The 16,193-nt window shown below is 71.8% G+C and carries 15 protein-coding genes and 1 tRNA gene; 4 read left to right on the plus strand and 12 right to left on the minus strand.

What is annotated here, in order from left to right:
* Nucleotides 1-209: 209 nt before the first annotated feature.
* Entirely contained in the window at nucleotides 210-584 is a 375-nt protein-coding gene (locus AC5Y6X_RS04975; protein ID WP_499984949.1) for a DUF732 domain-containing protein, read from the plus strand.
* A gap of 4 nt (nucleotides 585-588) precedes the next feature.
* Here AC5Y6X_RS04975 and AC5Y6X_RS04980 read toward each other — a convergent pair.
* Both AC5Y6X_RS04980 and AC5Y6X_RS04985 read right to left on the minus strand, forming a co-directional pair.
* A tRNA-Thr gene (locus AC5Y6X_RS04980) sits at nucleotides 589-661 on the minus strand.
* 61 nt (nucleotides 662-722) lie between these two features.
* On the minus strand, nucleotides 723-1,940 hold the full coding sequence (locus tag AC5Y6X_RS04985) for a DNA polymerase III subunit delta' (RefSeq protein ID WP_499984951.1): 1,218 nt from the start codon (nucleotides 1,938-1,940) through the stop codon (nucleotides 723-725).
* A gap of 80 nt (nucleotides 1,941-2,020) precedes the next feature.
* Here AC5Y6X_RS04985 and AC5Y6X_RS04990 point away from each other — a divergent pair, with 80 nt between their 5' ends.
* Entirely contained in the window at nucleotides 2,021-3,709 is a 1,689-nt protein-coding gene (locus AC5Y6X_RS04990) for an adenylate/guanylate cyclase domain-containing protein (protein WP_324679447.1), read from the plus strand.
* Between the two features lie 23 nt (nucleotides 3,710-3,732).
* On the opposite strand, the gene topA is transcribed toward AC5Y6X_RS04990, so the two are convergent.
* The 3 genes from topA to cspA form a co-directional block, all read right to left on the minus strand.
* Nucleotides 3,733-6,528, minus strand: a complete 2,796-nt coding sequence (gene topA, locus AC5Y6X_RS04995) for a type I DNA topoisomerase (protein ID WP_499984953.1) — start codon at nucleotides 6,526-6,528, stop codon at nucleotides 3,733-3,735.
* Nucleotides 6,529-6,721: 193 nt separating this feature from the next.
* A complete protein-coding gene (locus AC5Y6X_RS05000) occupies nucleotides 6,722-7,321 on the minus strand; it encodes a hypothetical protein (protein WP_499984955.1) in 600 nt (199 codons plus the stop codon).
* A gap of 161 nt (nucleotides 7,322-7,482) precedes the next feature.
* Nucleotides 7,483-7,686 (minus strand): cold shock protein CspA, encoded by a 204-nt coding sequence (cspA, locus tag AC5Y6X_RS05005; protein WP_036363014.1) that lies wholly within the window; start codon nucleotides 7,684-7,686, stop codon nucleotides 7,483-7,485.
* 249 nt (nucleotides 7,687-7,935) lie between these two features.
* Here cspA and AC5Y6X_RS05010 point away from each other — a divergent pair, with 249 nt between their 5' ends.
* On the plus strand, nucleotides 7,936-10,257 hold the full coding sequence (locus AC5Y6X_RS05010; RefSeq protein ID WP_499984957.1) for a DEAD/DEAH box helicase: 2,322 nt from the start codon (nucleotides 7,936-7,938) through the stop codon (nucleotides 10,255-10,257).
* Between the two features lie 278 nt (nucleotides 10,258-10,535).
* Nucleotides 10,536-11,558, plus strand: coding sequence for a PAS domain-containing protein (locus AC5Y6X_RS05015; RefSeq protein ID WP_499984958.1), 1,023 nt, complete (start codon nucleotides 10,536-10,538; stop codon nucleotides 11,556-11,558).
* Here AC5Y6X_RS05015 and AC5Y6X_RS05020 read toward each other — a convergent pair.
* The 7 genes from AC5Y6X_RS05020 to ssd all read right to left on the minus strand — a co-directional run bounded on the left by AC5Y6X_RS05020 (nucleotide 11,555) and on the right by ssd (nucleotide 16,183).
* The gene (locus tag AC5Y6X_RS05020; RefSeq protein ID WP_499984959.1) at nucleotides 11,555-11,848 is read right to left on the minus strand and encodes an Rv3654c family TadE-like protein; all 294 of its coding nucleotides are present in this window, start codon (nucleotides 11,846-11,848) and stop codon (nucleotides 11,555-11,557) included. The two genes, AC5Y6X_RS05015 and AC5Y6X_RS05020, sit on opposite strands and share 4 nt — an antisense overlap.
* Before the next feature lie 34 nt (nucleotides 11,849-11,882).
* Nucleotides 11,883-12,170: a TadE family type IV pilus minor pilin gene (locus tag AC5Y6X_RS05025; RefSeq protein WP_499984961.1), complete on the minus strand. Its 288-nt coding sequence runs from the start codon at nucleotides 12,168-12,170 to the stop codon at nucleotides 11,883-11,885.
* A gap of 35 nt (nucleotides 12,171-12,205) precedes the next feature.
* Nucleotides 12,206-12,397: a DUF4244 domain-containing protein gene (locus AC5Y6X_RS05030; RefSeq protein WP_324679765.1), complete on the minus strand. Its 192-nt coding sequence runs from the start codon at nucleotides 12,395-12,397 to the stop codon at nucleotides 12,206-12,208.
* Between the two features lie 39 nt (nucleotides 12,398-12,436).
* The gene (locus tag AC5Y6X_RS05035; RefSeq protein ID WP_324679461.1) at nucleotides 12,437-13,027 is read right to left on the minus strand and encodes a type II secretion system F family protein; all 591 of its coding nucleotides are present in this window, start codon (nucleotides 13,025-13,027) and stop codon (nucleotides 12,437-12,439) included.
* Nucleotides 13,024-13,827, minus strand: a complete 804-nt coding sequence (locus AC5Y6X_RS05040) for a type II secretion system F family protein (protein ID WP_324679463.1) — start codon at nucleotides 13,825-13,827, stop codon at nucleotides 13,024-13,026. The genes AC5Y6X_RS05035 and AC5Y6X_RS05040 overlap by 4 nt, the downstream gene beginning before the upstream one ends.
* A 149-nt stretch (nucleotides 13,828-13,976) precedes the next feature.
* Entirely contained in the window at nucleotides 13,977-15,140 is a 1,164-nt protein-coding gene (locus AC5Y6X_RS05045) for a TadA family conjugal transfer-associated ATPase (protein ID WP_324679465.1), read from the minus strand.
* Nucleotides 15,137-16,183, minus strand: coding sequence for a septum site-determining protein Ssd (ssd, locus tag AC5Y6X_RS05050; protein ID WP_324679767.1), 1,047 nt, complete (start codon nucleotides 16,181-16,183; stop codon nucleotides 15,137-15,139). The genes AC5Y6X_RS05045 and ssd overlap by 4 nt, the downstream gene beginning before the upstream one ends.
* Nucleotides 16,184-16,193 lie beyond the last annotated feature (10 nt).

Below are 16,193 nucleotides of genomic sequence, written 5' to 3' on the forward strand. Positions count from 1 at the left end.
CATTGAATGTCGTTGGTAGCGGCCGCAAATCGTTCGCCGCGCCATGAGCCCACGCAGCGGCGCCTATCAGGGCGGTGATCACCGCATACGTGCATGCCCGTCGCGCCGCGGCCCGAAAGTCCAGTGGTGATGCACGCCCACAAGCAGTTACGATCTCCATCATTGCAGGCGCCAGACGCCGCCACTGTTAAAGAAATGGAAATCCTGCCGTGCGCACCGGGAGCATCCGCCTCGCAGCCGCTCTGCTCGGTGGCTCGGCGGCGCTGACGGCCGCAATTGTTTGCGCTGGTGGGGCAGGCGCCGACACTCAGCAGGATCAGTTCCTGGCGAGGCTGCAACAACTGCAGATTCCCGCCATCGACAACGTGCCGGGGCTCGTCTACCACGCCCATGAAATTTGTGGCCAGCTCGACAGCGGCACCCCGGCCGACGCCGTGGTGACAGATGTGATGAACAAGGCGTATGACGACAATCCGTCCTTACGCGCTTTGGCCGCGCGCGCTAGAAGGACCGCGGTCAGATTCGTCACCGCGTCGGTGGACGTTTACTGCCCCAGCCATCAAGGCGAGCTTCCGCTCTCGTAATCGGAGCCACCTAACGGAATCGAACCGTTGACCTGCTCATTACGAGTGAGCCGCTCTACCGACTGAGCTAAGGTGGCGTGCCCTGACGGGCGGCACGAGTCTACGGCAGGCGGGCGGGCGCACCCAACTCGCGAGAAATCAATCGCGCAGCTCCTGGCCGATGGTGGCGACCATGGCGTCGACGGCGAACTTGGGTTTGACGTTGACCGCCAGCGCCTCACGGCATTCCAGCACGGCCTCGATGCAACGCAGCAGCCGCTCGGGCGCGGCGTGGGCGGCCAGCGCGGCCACCCGCTCGGCCATGTCGGGATGGTTGGCCGGCACGGCGCCGGCCTGTCCCCGCAGGGCCGAGACCACCAGCGCGTCGCGGAAATAGGTCGCCAGGTCGATCAGCGCCCGGTCCAGCGCATCGCGGGACGCCCGGGTCTGCCGCGACTTCTGCCGCCGCTCGAGATCCTTGAGCGCCCCGGTGGCCCCGCGCATCGTCGACGCGGTGCCCTTGCCCGAGCCGCCGGCCCCCAACGCGGTCCGCAGCTCCTCGGTCTCGGCCTCGGCGCGATCGGCGGTCAGCACGACGGCCTCGGTTTCGGCCGCGGCCACCAGCTCCTCGGCGGCCTCGTAGGCCCGCGACGGGTTCACGGCGTCGCGCACCAGGCCGAGCGCCCGCTCCCGTCGCTGCCGGGCCTCGGGATCGGTGGCCAGCCGCCGCGCCCGTCCCACGTGGCCGCCGCTGACCGCCGCCGCCCAGTTCGCCGTGTCGGGGTCCAGGCCGTCGCGCTCGACCAGCACCCGCGCGATCGCCTCGGTCGACGGCGTCACCAGCGCGACGTGCCGGCACCGGGACCGCAGCGTGACCGCGATGTCCTCGGGATCCACCGACGGCGCGCACAGCAGGAACACCGTCGACGGCGGCGGCTCCTCGACGACCTTCAGCAGCGCGTTCGCCGCGCCCTCGGTCAGCCGGTCGGCGTCCTCGATGATGACGATCTGCCGGTGGCCGGTGGTGGGGCGGCGCGACGCGATCTGCACGATGGCGCGCATCTCGTCCACGCCGATGGACAGGCCCTCGGGGATCACCCGCCGCACGTCGGCGTGGGTGCCGGCCATCGTCGTCGTGCAAGCCCGGCAGGCGCCGCAACCGGGCTCACCATCGGAGGTGCACTGCAGCGCGGCGGCGAAACACAGCGCCGCGACCGACCGCCCCGAACCCGGTGGCCCGGTGATCAGCCACGCGTGTGTCATAGTCCCGTCGTCGGAGCGGCTGTGGTCCAGCTCACCGCGCGCGGCCCGGGCGGCGGCGAGCAGCGCTGCCTCCACCGCTTCCTGGCCCACCAGCCGCGCAAATACCCCGGACATCACTGGCAACAGTAACGACACCGGCCGACGGAGACCGATCGGCGACCATACCGCGACAATTCCGTTATCTTTCGCGGCGTTTGGCCAGGACCGGCCGACTTGCCGGGCGGCTTTTAGGTTTCCAACAAGTCCGTGCCGACCGATACGGTGGTTTCGTGGCAACCGCGGCAGCACTGCCCGGGCGGATCAGCGCGTTCGTCCGGTGGGTGGTGCGCACCCCGTGGCCGCTGTTCGCGTTGAGCATGTTGCAGGCCGACATCATCGGGTCGCTGTTCGTGTTGGGCTTCCTGCGGTATGGCCTGCCGCCGCAGGATCGCGTTCAACTGCAGGACCTGCCGCCGGTCAACCTGGCGATCTTCGCGAGCACGTTGGTGGTGTTGTTCCTCGTCGGTGTCGTGGTCAACCTGCGGCTGCTGATGCCGGTCTTCCGCTGGCAGCGCCGCGACAACATGCTCGCCGAGGCCGATCCGGCCGCCACCGAGCTGGCCCGCAGCCGTGCGCTGCGCATGCCCTACTACCGCACGCTGAGCACGATCGTTTATTGGTGCATCGGCAGCGTGGTGTTCATCGTCGCCAGCTGGTCGGTGGCCCGCTACGCCGCGCCCGTGGTGGCGGTCGCGACGGCGCTGGGCGCGGCGGCCACCGCGATCATCGGCTACCTGCAGTCCGAGCGGGTGCTGCGGCCGGTGGCCGTCGCCGCCCTGCGCAGCGGGGTGCCGGAGAACGTCAAGGCCCCCGGCGTCATCCTGCGGCAGATCCTGACGTGGATGCTGTCCACCGCGGTGCCGCTGCTGGCGATCGTCCTCGCCGTGGTGGCCGACAAGGTCTCGCTGCTGCACGCCGCGCCGGAGAGCCTGTTCAACCCGATCCTGTTGCTGGCGCTGGCGGCGCTGGGCGTCGGCCTGGTCAGCACCCTGCTGGTGGCGATGTCGATCGCCGACCCGCTGCGCCAGCTCCGCTGGGCGCTGAGCGAGGTGCAGCGCGGCAACTACAACGCGCACATGCAGATCTACGACGCCAGCGAATTGGGCCTGCTGCAGGCCGGTTTCAACGACATGGTGCGCGACCTGTCCGAGCGGCAGCGGCTGCGCGACCTGTTCGGCCGCTACGTCGGCGAGGACGTGGCCCGCCGGGCCCTGGAGCGCGGCACCGAGCTGGGCGGGCAGGAGCGCGACGTCGCGGTGCTGTTCGTGGACCTGGTCGGCTCCACCCAGCTGGCCGCAACGCGCCCGCCCGCCGAGGTGGTCCACCTGCTCAACGAGTTCTTCCGGGTGGTGGTGGACACCGTCGGTCGGCACGGCGGGTTCGTCAACAAGTTCCAGGGCGACGCCGCGCTGGCGATCTTCGGCGCGCCGATCGAGCACCCCGACGCGTCCGGCGGCGCGCTGGCGGCCGCCCGCGAGCTGCACGACGAACTCCTCCCGGTGATCGGTTCCGCGGAGTTCGGCATCGGGGTGTCGGCCGGCCGCGCGATCGCCGGCCACATCGGCGCGCAGGCCCGTTTCGAGTACACGGTGATCGGCGACCCGGTCAACGAGGCCGCCCGGCTCACCGAGCTGGCCAAGCTCGAGGCCGGGCACGTGCTGGCGTCGGCGATCGCGGTCAGCGGCGCCCTGGACGCCGAGGCCCTGTGCTGGGACGTCGGCGAGGTCGTCGAGCTGCGCGGCCGCGCCGCGCCGACTCAGCTGGCCCGGCCGCAGCAGCTGGCCGCGCCGGCGGAGGAGACCCCCCAGCGCGCGGCCGAAGAGGTGTCCAGCGAAATCATGTGAGCCGCCCGGCTAGCTCCGCCGGGCTAGCTGCGCCGGGCGGCCTTGCGGCCCGGCGACTTTCGTGCCCGCGACGTTTTTCTGGCGGGCCGCTTGGCCGGGCCCCGGGCCCGCCGGTCGGCCAGCAGCTCGGCCGCGCGCTCGTCGGTGATCGACATGACGTCGTCGCCCTTGCGCAGGCTGGCGTTGGTCTCGCCGTCGGTGACGTAGGGCCCGAATCGGCCGTCCTTGACCACCATTGGCTTGCCCGACGCGGGGTCGGTCCCCAGCTCGCGCAGCGGCGGCGCCGAAGCGCTTTGCCGCCCGGAGCGTTTCGGCTCGGAGTAGATCTTCAGCGCCTCGTCCAGCGTGATGCTGAACAGCTGCTCCTCGCTCGTCAGCGACCGGGAATCGCTGCCGCGCTTCAGGTATGGGCCATAGCGCCCGTTCTGTGCGGTGATCTCCTCGCCCGTCTCGGGGTCCACGCCGACGACGCGGGGCAGCGACAGCAGCTTCAGCGCGTCCTCCAGCGTGACCGTCTGCAGGTCCATGCTGCGCAGCAGCGAACCCGTCCGGGGTTTGGGCCCGGCGACCTTCTTGCCCTTCTTCGGCGCCTCGCCGTTCGCGTCGGCGGCGGGCTCCGGCTGCGGCAGGATCTCGGTCACGTACGGCCCGTAGCGGCCGTCCTTGGCGACGATCTCGTGGCCGGTTTCCGGGTCCATCCCCAGCACGCGCCCCTCCTGCGGGGTGGCGAACAGCTCCTCGGCGACCTCCAGCGTCAGCTCGTCGGGCGTCAACGAGTCGCTCAGGTTGGCCCGCTGCGGAGTGGGCTCGCCGTCGTCGCCGGTTATCGTGCGCTCCAGGTAGGGCCCGTTCTTTCCGACCCGGACGTAGACCGGGCGGCCCTGCGCGTCGTCAAACAGCTTGATGGAGTTGACTTCTCGAGCGTCGATGCCTTCCAGGTTGACGCCGACGAGCTTCTTGAGGCCACCGGAGCGGGCTATCGACTCCGGCACGCCGTGGTCGCCGCCGAAGTAGAAGTGGTTCAGCCAGGTGGTGCGCTGCTCGTTGCCGTTGGCGATCTCGTCGAGCTCGTCCTCCATCGCCGCGGTGAAGCCGTAGTCGACGAGCCGGCCGAAGTGTTGCTCCAGCAGGCCGGTGACGGCGAACGCAACCCACGACGGCACCAGGGCGCTGCCCTTCTTGTGCACATAGCCGCGGTCCTGGATGGTCTTGATGATCGACGAGTACGTCGACGGGCGGCCGATGCCCAGCTCCTCGAGCGCCTTGACCAGCGACGCCTCGGTGTAGCGCGCCGGTGGGTTGGTGGCGTGGCCGTCGGGGGTGAGCTCCAGGGCGTCCAGCCGCTGCCCCTCGGTGAGGTGCGGCAGCCGCCGCTCGGCGTCGTCGGCCTCGCCGCCGGCCAGCTCGTCCACGGTTTCCACGTAGGCCTTGAGGAAGCCGGCGAAGGTGATGGTGCGCCCGGTCGCGGAGAAGGTGACGTCCCGTTCCCCGGAGCGGCCCGCGATGCGCAGGCTCAGCGTGGTGCCGCGCGCGTCGGCCATCTGCGAGGCCACCGTGCGCTGCCAGATCAGCTCGTAGAGCCGGAAGTCGTCGCCGTTGAGTTCGCGGCGCACCGCGTCGGGGGTGGCGAACGTCTCCCCGGCGGGCCGGATCCCCTCGTGCGCCTCCTGCGCGTTCTTCACCTTGCGGGTGTATTGGCGCGGCGACGGGGAGACGTACTCCTCGCCGTAGAGCTGGCGGGCCTGGGTGCGTGCCGCGTTGATCGCCGACTCCGACAGCGTCGTCGAGTCGGTGCGCATATAAGTGATGTAGCCGTTTTCGTAGAGCCGCTGGGCGATGCTCATCGTGCGCTCCGCGGAGAACCGCAACTTGCGGCCGGCCTCCTGCTGCAGCGTGGACGTCATGAACGGCGGATACGGGCGCCGCGTGTAGGGCTTTTCCTCGACCGACGCCACCGTGAGCTGTCCGCCCCGCAGCCCGGCGGCCAGCGCGGTCGCCGCGGCCTCGTCCAGCACGGTGACCTCGTCGGCCTTGCGCAGCTGGCCCAGCGAGTCGAAGTCGCGGCCGGTGGCCACGCGCTGGCCGTCGACGCTCGTCAGCCGGGCGATGAAGGTGGGCGGCTGGGCCTGCGGGTCGGACACGCTGGCGTCCAGCTTGGCGATGACGTCCCAGTACGCAGCGCTGCGGAACGCCATCCGGTCGCGCTCGCGCTGGACGATGATGCGGGTGGCCACCGACTGGACCCGGCCCGCCGACAGCTTGGGCGCGACCTTCTTCCACAGCACGGGGCTGACCTCGTAGCCGTACAGCCGGTCCAGGATGCGGCGGGTCTCCTGCGCGTCGACCAGGTCGGTGTCCAGGTCGCGGGGGTTTTCGGCGGCCTCCAGGATGGCCGGCTCGGTGATCTCGTGGAACACCATCCGCTTGACCGGGATGCGGGGCTTGAGGGTTTCCAGCAGGTGCCAGGCGATGGCCTCGCCCTCGCGGTCGCCATCCGTGGCCAGATAGAGCTCGTCGACGTCCTTGAGCAGGCCCTTCAGCTCGGAGACGGTGCTCTTCTTCTCCGGGCTGATGATGTAGAGCGGTTCGAAGTCGGCGTCGACGTTGACCCCGAGCCGCGCCCACGGCTCGGACTTGTACTTGGCGGGGACGTCGGCGGCGGCCCGGGGCAGGTCGCGGATGTGGCCGCGCGAGGACTCCACGATGTACCTGGAGCCCAGGTAGCCGGCCAGCTTGCGCGCCTTGGTCGGCGACTCGACGATGACGAGTCGCCGGCGGCTGCCATTGCCGCTGGTGCCGTGGTCTTCTGCCTCAGCCAACTCCGCTTACGCTCCATCTCTTGTCCCGGCCTCATTCGAGACCGCCCTGCAGGAAGAATGACAGGCGAGCTTCCGAAATTCCGGGGAAATTCAGATACGCCAGCGTTCCTTGGCCTTCGGGCACCTGACAATTTCGCACCCTTGGGTGGGCCGATGCAAACCGACTCCCCGATAGGCGGGCCGAATCAAACGGCTAAACCCGGGGCCACTGCGACAACGCCTCGGCGTCGTCGGGGGGTTCCCCCACGTTTTCTACCAGCCGCGACAGCCGGCGGCGGCCGCTGATCCGCAGCGCGGGCCGGCCGCGGCGGGTGCCGATCAGGGTGGGTGCGATCCCGACCCGCATCAACGCCGACGCGAGCGGCGAATGCGTGTCCGGCGCGTGCGGATCGAGGCCGAGCAGATAGTGGTCGCCCTCCGGCGAGCCGGCCGCCAGGGTCCATGCCCGCAGCTCGCGCGGTCCGGGCAGCCAGCGCGGCGGCACCGTCTTGACCGCGCCCCGCGTCCAATCGGCGGCCATGGACGTCAACGAGGGGTTGACGGACGTGCGCACCAGCGGGGTGTCCTCGTCGGTGCGGCCGATCTCGGGGACCAGGCCCGCCTCCCGGATCATCTCGGCCAGCGCCGTGGCGCGCCAGAGCCGATCCACGACCACCGAGAGCCGCGCGCCCTGGACGCCGCCGTGGGAGGGGGCGCCGACCATCACGATCTGGCCGGAGGCTGCCAGCACCCCGGAGAGATCGGCGACCGCGGGCGGCACCGACTCCGCTGTGAAGAAGGAAAGCTGGCTCACGCCAACGACAGTAGGCCAGGTCGCCGGTCCACGGGTTGAGGTTGACGGTGCGCCGGGCATGTGGCCGGCGGCCGGGCGGACAACGAAAACCCCCCGCGTGGCCCGCTAAGCGGGACTTACGGGGGGTTCCGTGGAGAATCTGCTCTCTTATCTATACCGATCTATACCGAGCGGACTCCGGTGGCCTGGGGGCCCTTAGGGCTGTGGCCGATCTCGAACTCGACCTTCTGGTTTTCTTCAAGGGTGCGGAAGCCCGTTCCCTGGATCTCCGTGTAGTGGACAAAAACATCTGCGGAACCATCTTCGGGCGCAATGAACCCGAAGCCCTTTTCCGCGTTGAACCACTTCACAGTTCCCTGTGGCATCTCTCGATCTTTCCTTTTCTTCTGGGTGCGGTGCACCGCCCTTCGGTGCCCCGGGCCTGGTAACGACCGCCATACCTAGCTCAGTCGCCGGAACTTCACCCGACCGATTAACCTCGCAGGAACCGCGGCCGCAACGTCGATCCTGCGAAAGTTTGACACAAGCACAGAAGCTGCGACCGCAATCAGTCAACCATGTTCGTCGCGTCGGCGACAGACTTGTGTCGCGTAGCGATCCTCGGAGGGCATGACGTGGCGAGTTTCGGCGCCGAGCTGCTGGCCGCGGCGCTGGCCGGCACCGCGGCGGGCGAGCGCCCGCTGCGGCACGTCGCGGAGCTGCCCGCGCGGGGCGGAAAGGCGCGCGACTGGCCGGAGTGGGCCGAGCCCGACGTGGTGCGCGCGTTCGCCGAGCGCGGCGTCGATTCCCCCTGGTCACACCAGGTGCGCGCCGCGGAACTGGCCCACTCCGGGCGTCACGTGGTGGTCAGCACCGGCACGGCGTCGGGCAAGTCGCTGGCCTATCAGCTTCCCGTCCTCAACGCGCTGGCGACCGACCCGCGGGCCCGGGTGCTCTACCTGTCGCCGACCAAGGCGCTGGGCCACGACCAGTTGCGCGCCGCGCACGCCCTGACCGCGGCCATCCCGCGGCTGCGCGACGTTGGTTTTGCGGTCGCCCCCACCGCCTACGACGGCGACAGCCCCGCCGAGGTGCGCCGCTTCGCCCGCGAGCGGTCGCGGTGGCTGTTCTCCAACCCCGACATGATCCACCTGTCGATATTGCGCAACCACGCCCGCTGGGCCGTCCTGCTGCGCGGCCTTCGCTTCGTCGTCGTCGACGAATGTCACTATTACCGCGGTGTTTTCGGCTCGAACGTGGCCATGGTGCTGCGCCGGCTGCTGCGGCTGTGCGAGCGCTACTCGTCGGCGCCGACCGTGGTCTTCGCCAGCGCGACGACGGACTCGCCGGGGGCGACGGCCGCCGAGCTCATCGGCCGTCCCGTCGAGGAGGTGACCGAGGACGGTTCGCCCCAGGGGGCGCGCACGGTGGCGCTGTGGGAGCCCGCGCTGCGCGCCGACCTGACCGGAGAGAACGGCGCGCCGGTGCGCCGCTCCGCCGGGGCCGAGGCCGCCCGCGTGATGGCCGACCTGATCGCCGAGGGCGCCCAGACCCTGACGTTCGTGCGGTCGCGCCGCGCCGCGGAGCTGACGGCGCTGGGCGCCCGGGGGCGACTGGACGACATCGCCCCGGAACTGTCCCCCACCGTGGCGTCGTATCGGGCCGGTTACCTCGCCGAGGACCGCAACGCGCTGGAGCGCGCCCTGGCCGAGGGCCGGCTGCGGGGCCTGGCCACCACCAACGCGTTGGAGCTGGGCGTCGACATCGCCGGTCTGGACGCGGTGGTGCTCGCCGGTTTTCCCGGGACGGTGGCCTCGTTCTGGCAGCAGGCCGGCCGGTCGGGCCGGCGCGGCCAGGGTGCGCTGGTGGTGTTGATCGCCCGCGACGATCCGCTGGACACCTACCTGGTCCACAACCCGGCCGCGCTGCTGGACAAGCCGGTCGAGCGCGTGGTGATCGATCCGGCCAATCCCTACATTGTCGGGCCCCAACTCCTTTGTGCGGCAACCGAACTGCCGCTCGACGACGCCGAGGTCTCCGATTTCGGCGCCACCGAGGTGGCCGAGGGCCTGGTCGACGACGGGCTGCTGCGCCGGCGCAACGGCAAGTACTTCCCGGTGCCCGGGCTGGAACCCCATGGCGCGGTGGACATCCGGGGCTCCGCGGGTGGGCAGATCGTGATCGTGGAGGCCGACACGGGGCGGCTGCTGGGCAGCGTCGGGGTGGGCCAGGCGCCGGCTTCGGTGCACCCGGGGGCGGTGTACCTGCACCAGGGCGACAGCTTCGTCGTCGACTCGCTGGACACCGAGGACGGCATCGCGTTCGTGCACGCCGAGGACCCCGGCTATGCGACGTTCGCGCGCGAACTCACCGACATCGTCGTCACCGGCGGCGGGGAGCGGCTCGACTTCGGTTGTGTCGCTTTGGGTTTGGTGCCGGTCAGGGTCACCCACCGGGTCGTGGGTTACCTGCGCCGCCGGCTTTCCGGGGAGGTCATCGACTTCGTCGAGCTGGACATGCCGGAGCACACGCTGGAGACCGTCGCGGCGATGTACACCATCACGCCGGATGCCTTGGATCGCAACGGTATCGACGCGCCGCGGATTCCCGGATCGTTGCACGCGGCCGAGCATGCGGCGATCGGGCTGCTGCCCCTGGTGGCCAGCTGCGACCGCGGCGACATCGGCGGCATGTCCACGGCGGTCGGCCCCGATCCGCTCGGGCTGCCCAGCGTGTTCGTCTATGACGGATATCCGGGCGGGGCGGGATTCGCCGAACGCGGCTTCCGCCGGGCCAGGACGTGGCTGGGCGCTACCGCCGCCGCGATCGAGGCGTGTGAGTGCGCGGCGGGATGCCCGTCATGCGTGCAGTCCCCCAAGTGCGGCAACGGCAACGACCCGCTGGACAAGGCGGGTGCCGTCCAGGTGCTGCGCCTAGTGCTGGCGGAATTGGCCTGAGCGTCACGCTGGGCGATCCGCGGACGGGCGACCGACCCCTCAAAACGGTCGACCTCCACGGATGGCATCCTGACGGCCGCGCCGAGGGCACATTTCCTTCTTGCTGAAGAAATGCCTACCGCCATTACACAGCGCAGCGCATGCCTGGACATCGTTTTCGCCCAATCCCGACTGGGCGAGCGCAGGTGAAGCTACCAAGGCCGCGGTCGGATTTGCAAACTCGCCGTCCCGCGGCTCGGCCCCCGCTGGACCCTGCGCACCGCCGTAAACTTGGGCGCATGGCCCACGACTGGTTGCTCGTGGAGACGCTGGGGGACGAACCCGCCGTGGTGGCGCAGGGGCGGCAACTCAAAAACCTCGTCCCGATCACGACGTTCCTGCGTCGCAGCCCCGCCCTCGCCGCGGTTCGAACGGCGATAACGGAGTCGGTGCAGACCGGTCAGAGCCTCACCAGCATCACCCCCAAGGCCGATCGGATCATCCGCACGGAACCGGTGCTGATGTCCGATGGCCGCGTCCACGGTGTGCACGTGTGGACCGGTCCCGCCGACATCGAGCCGCCCGAGCGGCCGACCCCGGGTCCGCTGAAGTGGGACCTGACCCTCGGCGTGGCGACCGACACCAGGGAGTCGTTGGCCAACAGCGGCAAGAACCCCGACGTCGAGGTCACCTTAGGCAGGGCCTTCGCCGAAGACCTCCCGTCGCGGGAACTCAACCCTAACGAAACCAAGGTGCTTGCCATGGCGGTGCGGGCGCAGCCGGGTCAGACGCTGTGCAGCACATGGGATCTCACCGATTGGCGGGGCGATCCCATTCGGATAGGTTTCGTGGTGCGCACCGCTTTGGAGCCGGGTTCGGGCGGTCGTGAGCATCTGGTCGCGCGGTCGATGAACTGGCGCGCCGAACTCAAGGGCCCGGTGATGTCCATGAGTGACCTGGCGCAGCGGATCCTCAACGGGCTGGCGCAGGCCGGGGTCCACCGCGCGCTCGTCGACCCGCACAACTGGACGCTGCTGAAGTGGCTCGACGAGCCCTGCACCTTCTACGACTGGCGGGGCGACAACACTGACAGGCCCAAGGTTCATCCCGACGATCAACCCGTGATGTCCGCCATGACCAAGGAATTCGCCGCGGGCCCGACCAGCCGCGTGCTGCGGATGCGGGGTCAGGACGTCGATTGGGTGCCGGTGCACGTCACCGTCAACCGGGTGGAGCTCGAGCCCGATACCTTCGCCGGGCTGGTTTCACTGCGGCTGCCCTCCGACGAGGAACTCGCCGCCGCCGGGCTGCCCGGGGCCTAACCGTCCGACACCGGCCCGGCCCGCGCGGCCGCCCGCGCCGTGCCGGCGATGGCGATCACCCGCACGGTGACGACGACGTCGAGGTCGTCGGCCTCGCATTGCACACCGTCGACCCGCATTTCGCGGGCCACCGCCGTCGCCCGCGCGCAGGCGGCCGAAACCCCCGACGGCAACCGCGCCGCGGCGGCCAGCGCCGCGAGATCGGCCGCGGCCTGCGCGCGGTGACGGGCCACCACCGCCGCGCCGACGTATGCGCCGGCGCCCGCGACACACAGCAGCACCGCCACCATCGCGGCCGCGAGGATGGTGGCCGAGCCGCGGTCGTCACCGCGGCTCGGCCACCGCGACGGCCTGGGCGGCGATGTCCAGGCCGGGCAGCAGCTTCGAGTGAGCGACGACCGTGGCGACCAGAAAATCGCCGTCTCGCCGCACCTGGACCCGCGAGGCGGCCGGCGCGATGCGCCGGGCGGTGTCGACCGCCGTGCGGTCGTCACCGCGCGCGGCCAGCCGCGCCGCCTCGCGGGCCGCGTCGACACAGCGCACCTGCATCGAAACGGCGGAGACGCCCGCCAGGCACAACACCAGCACCGCGACCAGCGAGGCGATCGCCAAGGCCGCCTCGACGGTGCTCGCACCGGCACACCCGGCTAGACCTTGGTGCTGAGCGCCCGGCCGATGATCTTGGTCAGCGCCGACACGATGGAATCGCCGGTGACGACGGTGTACAGGATCGCACCGAACGCGGCCGCCGCGATCGTCCCGATGGCGTACTCCACCGTCGACATGCCCGACTCGTCGGTCGCCAGGACCGCCATGCGCGCCGCCAGCACGCGAAACATGTTGACCACCAATGCATCCTCTCTTCTGCGTTACCCGTTTCACAGCAGGCCCGATTGCAAGACGTCAGCGGCCAGCCCGGCCACCACCGGGACGATGCCGAGGCACACGAACGCCGGCAGGAAGCACAGGCCGAGCGGTCCCGCGATCAGCACCCCGGCCCGCTCGGCGGCGGCGGTGGCCGCGTGCCCGGCGTCCTGCCGACACTGATCGGCCAGGTCTTCGACGCCGTCGGCCAGGGCGGCGCCGGAGGACGCGGAACGGCGCGCCAGCCGCAGCAGCGCATCGGCCTGCGCGTCGACCTCGCCGGCCGGCACGCCCGGCGGGATCGACCACGCCACAAGGGGATCGGCGCCCAGCACCAGCAGGTCGGCGGCCCGGCGCAACACGCGGGCCAGTTTCGGCGGGGCGGATGCGGCGGTGGCCGCCGCGGCGGTCGACACCGCCATGCCCGCCGCGAGGCAGGCGGCCAGCACGTCGAGGCTGGACGCGACGGCCAGCGGGTCCGGCCCGCGCTGCGGGCCCGGGCGCGCGCGATGTGCGCGCGCCCGCGTCCCGGCCCGCGCCCGCACCACCGACGGGCCCGGGCCGATGCACAGCGCCAGGGCGAGCAGCACCGCCGCGGCGCTCACGCCGCGACCCGGCCGATGATCCGGTCCGACCACAGCAGCCCGACGCAGGCCGCCGTCACCCCGACCACCAGCAGCCATCCGCCCGTCCGCCCGCCCAGCAGGAAGTCGAGCGGGCGCGCCCCGATCAGCTGGCCGAGCAGCACGCCCAGCAGCGGCAGTCCCGCCAGGATGGCGGCGGTGGCCCGCGCCCCGGCCAGGCCCGATGCCACCCGCGCCGAGAACCGTTGCCGCTCGGCGATATCGCGCTGCGCCGTCCGCATCAGGGTGGCTATCGCCAGCCCGTGGTCGGCGGCCAGTTGCCAGCACACCGCGAGCCGGTCCCAGTGGGTGGGCAGGGCCGACGATCGCGCCGCCGCGCGCAGGCCCGCCGCGACGTCGGCGCCCAGCCTGGCCCGCGCCGCCACCGCGCGCAGCGAATCGGCGACGGCGCCGCAGGTCTCGTCGGCGGCCACGCAAAACGCATGCACCGGATGGGAGCCGACCCGCAGCTCGCCGACCAGCACGTCGAGGGCGGCCTCGATCGTGCGGCCCTCGTCCATTGCCCGCCGCGTGCGGCGGTGGCGGCGGTAGCGCACGGTCGCGGTCGCGCCGGCCACCGCGATGGCCAGGACCGTCGTGGGCGGCAGCAGGACGGCGGCGGCGACGGCGCCGGCGCACGCGGTCGCGATGCCGGCCCCACCCGTGGCGACCCTGACCCGGTGGCGGGGTGGCGCCGCGGGGCCGAGCCGGCACCGCGGCGATGCCGGAAACACCAAGAGCGCCAGCGACATCGGCAGCGCGGCCGCCATCGGGCTATTCATTCGCGCCGCTCCTCCTCATCGCTTCGCTCTGCATCGTCGCCGGCGCGTCATTCGCGCCGCTCCTCCTCATCGCTTCGCTCTGCATCGTCGCCGGCGCGTCATTCGCGCCGCTCCTCCTCATCGCTTCGCTCTGCATCGTCGCCGGCGCGTCATTCCGGCATCCGGTCGCGCAGCATGCGGTGCAGATCCTCGGCGTCGTCGGTCATTCCCCGGTCCGCGTGCCACACCGTGACCGCGTGGACCCGGCCGTCGCAGTGGCGCAGCGTGGCGATCTCGGCGAGCCGGCGCCGGCCGGCACGATCCCGCGCGACGTGCAGCAGCACCTGGACCGCCGCGGCGAGCTGGCTGTGCAGCGCGGCCCGGTCCAGGCCGCCGAGCGCGCCCAGCGCCTCCAGCCGGGCGGGAACCTCGCCCGGGTTGTTGGCGTGTACGGTGCCCGCGCCGCCGTCGTGGCCGGTGTTCAGCGCGGCCAGCAGGTCCACCACCTCGGCGCCCCTGACTTCGCCTACCACGATGCGGTCGGGCCGCATCCGCAGCGCCTGCCGGACGAGTTGGCGCACCGGAACCTCGCCCACCCCTTCGACGTTGGCGCACCGCGCGACCAGCTTCACCAGGTGCGGATGGCGGGGCGCCAGCTCGGCGGCGTCCTCGACGCACACGATCCGCTCGGTGGGCGCCACGGCGCTCAGCATCGCCGCCAGGAGGGTCGTCTTTCCCGCGCCCGTTCCCCCGCACACCAGGAACGCCAGCCTGGCGGCGATGATGTCGGCCACCAGCGCGGCGGCCCGGGGCGCGATCGCGCCCGCCGCGGCCAGCGCCGCCAAATCCTGTGTGGCCGGGCGCAATACCCGCAGCGACAAGCAGGTGCCCCCGGCGGCCACCGGCGGCAGCACCGCATGCAGCCGCACCGCGAACCCGCCGGCGCCGATGCCGGTCAGCTGCCCGTCCACCCAGGGCTGCGCGTCGTCGAGGCGGCGTCCCGCTGCCAGCGCCAGCCGCTGCGCCAGCCGCCGCACCGCCGCCTCGTCGGCAAACCGAATCTCGCTGCGCCGCAGACCGTTTCCGTCGTCGACCCAGACCGCGTCGGGCGCAGTGACCAAGACGTCGGTCGTGCCGTCCGCGCACAGCAGCGGCTCGAGGATGCCGACACCGGTCAGCTCGGTCTGCAGCACGCGCAGATTGGCGAGGACCTCGGTGTCGCCAAGCACCCCGTTCGACTCGGCCCGTATCGCGGCGGCCACCACGTTGGGCCGCAGCGGGGCAGACTCGGCCGCCAGCCGTTCGCGCACCCGCTCGATCAGCGAGCCGCTCACGCCGCCCTGCCCTGCCGGCCCGAGCCCGCGCGGGGCAACACCTCGAGCACCCGGCCCGCGGCGGCCGCCAGCGCGGATCGCCGCCCCAGGCGCAGCCCACCGCGCTCCACCTGCTCGGCGAGTTGGGGCTGCGCCCGCACGGCCGCCAGCAGCGGCAGGGCGGCGATGTCGGCCACCTCGGCCGCCCGCAATCCGCCCGGCGACGGCCCCCGCACGACCAACCCGACGTTGGGATTGATGCCGGCCAGCACCGGCGCCATCGCCGCGGTCGCCGCGCAGGCCCGCACATCACAGGGGCTGACCACGACGACGAGGTCGGCGGCGTCGAGCGCGGCGTGGGCGGCGTCGGTGAGGCGGCGGGGAAGGTCGCAGACCACGGTGACACCCCCGCGGCGACCGGCGTCGACGACGGCGTCCACCGGCGCGGCGGTCAGCTCGCAGGCGCGCCGGGTCCCGGACAGGATGCTGATCCCCCGATGCCGCGGCAGGGCGTCGCGCACCGCCGGCCAGTTGAGCCGTCCACCCTGCAGCGCCAGATCCGGCCACCGCAGCCCCGGCGTCGTCTCGCCGCCCACCAGCAAATCGATGCCGCCGCCCCACGGGTCGAGGTCGACCAACAGCGCGTCGCCCGCGACCCGCGCCAGGGCGACGGCCAGCAAAGACGCTCCAGCGCCGCCGCAGCCGCCGATGACGGCCACGACGTCGCCGCGCGGACCGTCGTCGCGCGCCGATTCGGCGGCCTCGGCGAGCTCGCGGATCAATTCGTCTTCCTGCCCGGGCACCCTCAGCACGTGCTGGGCGCCGACGGAGATGGCCGCCGTCCACGTCGCCGGCGTGGGTTCGCCGGCGGTCAACACGCTGACGTGAGCGCGCCGCGGTAGCGCCGCCTTCCGGCACCGGTCGGCCGCCGCCGCGTCGAGCACCACGGCCGCGGCCGCCGACCACGTTTTCCTGCTCACGGCGGAAGCGCCGACATGGACCACCCGAACACCGACGGCGGCGGCCACCCGGTCGAGTTCGTCGCGCAGCTGAGCGTCCTCCAGCGCCGCCAGC

It is taken from the genome of Mycobacterium sp. NGS26, assembly GCF_059813025.1.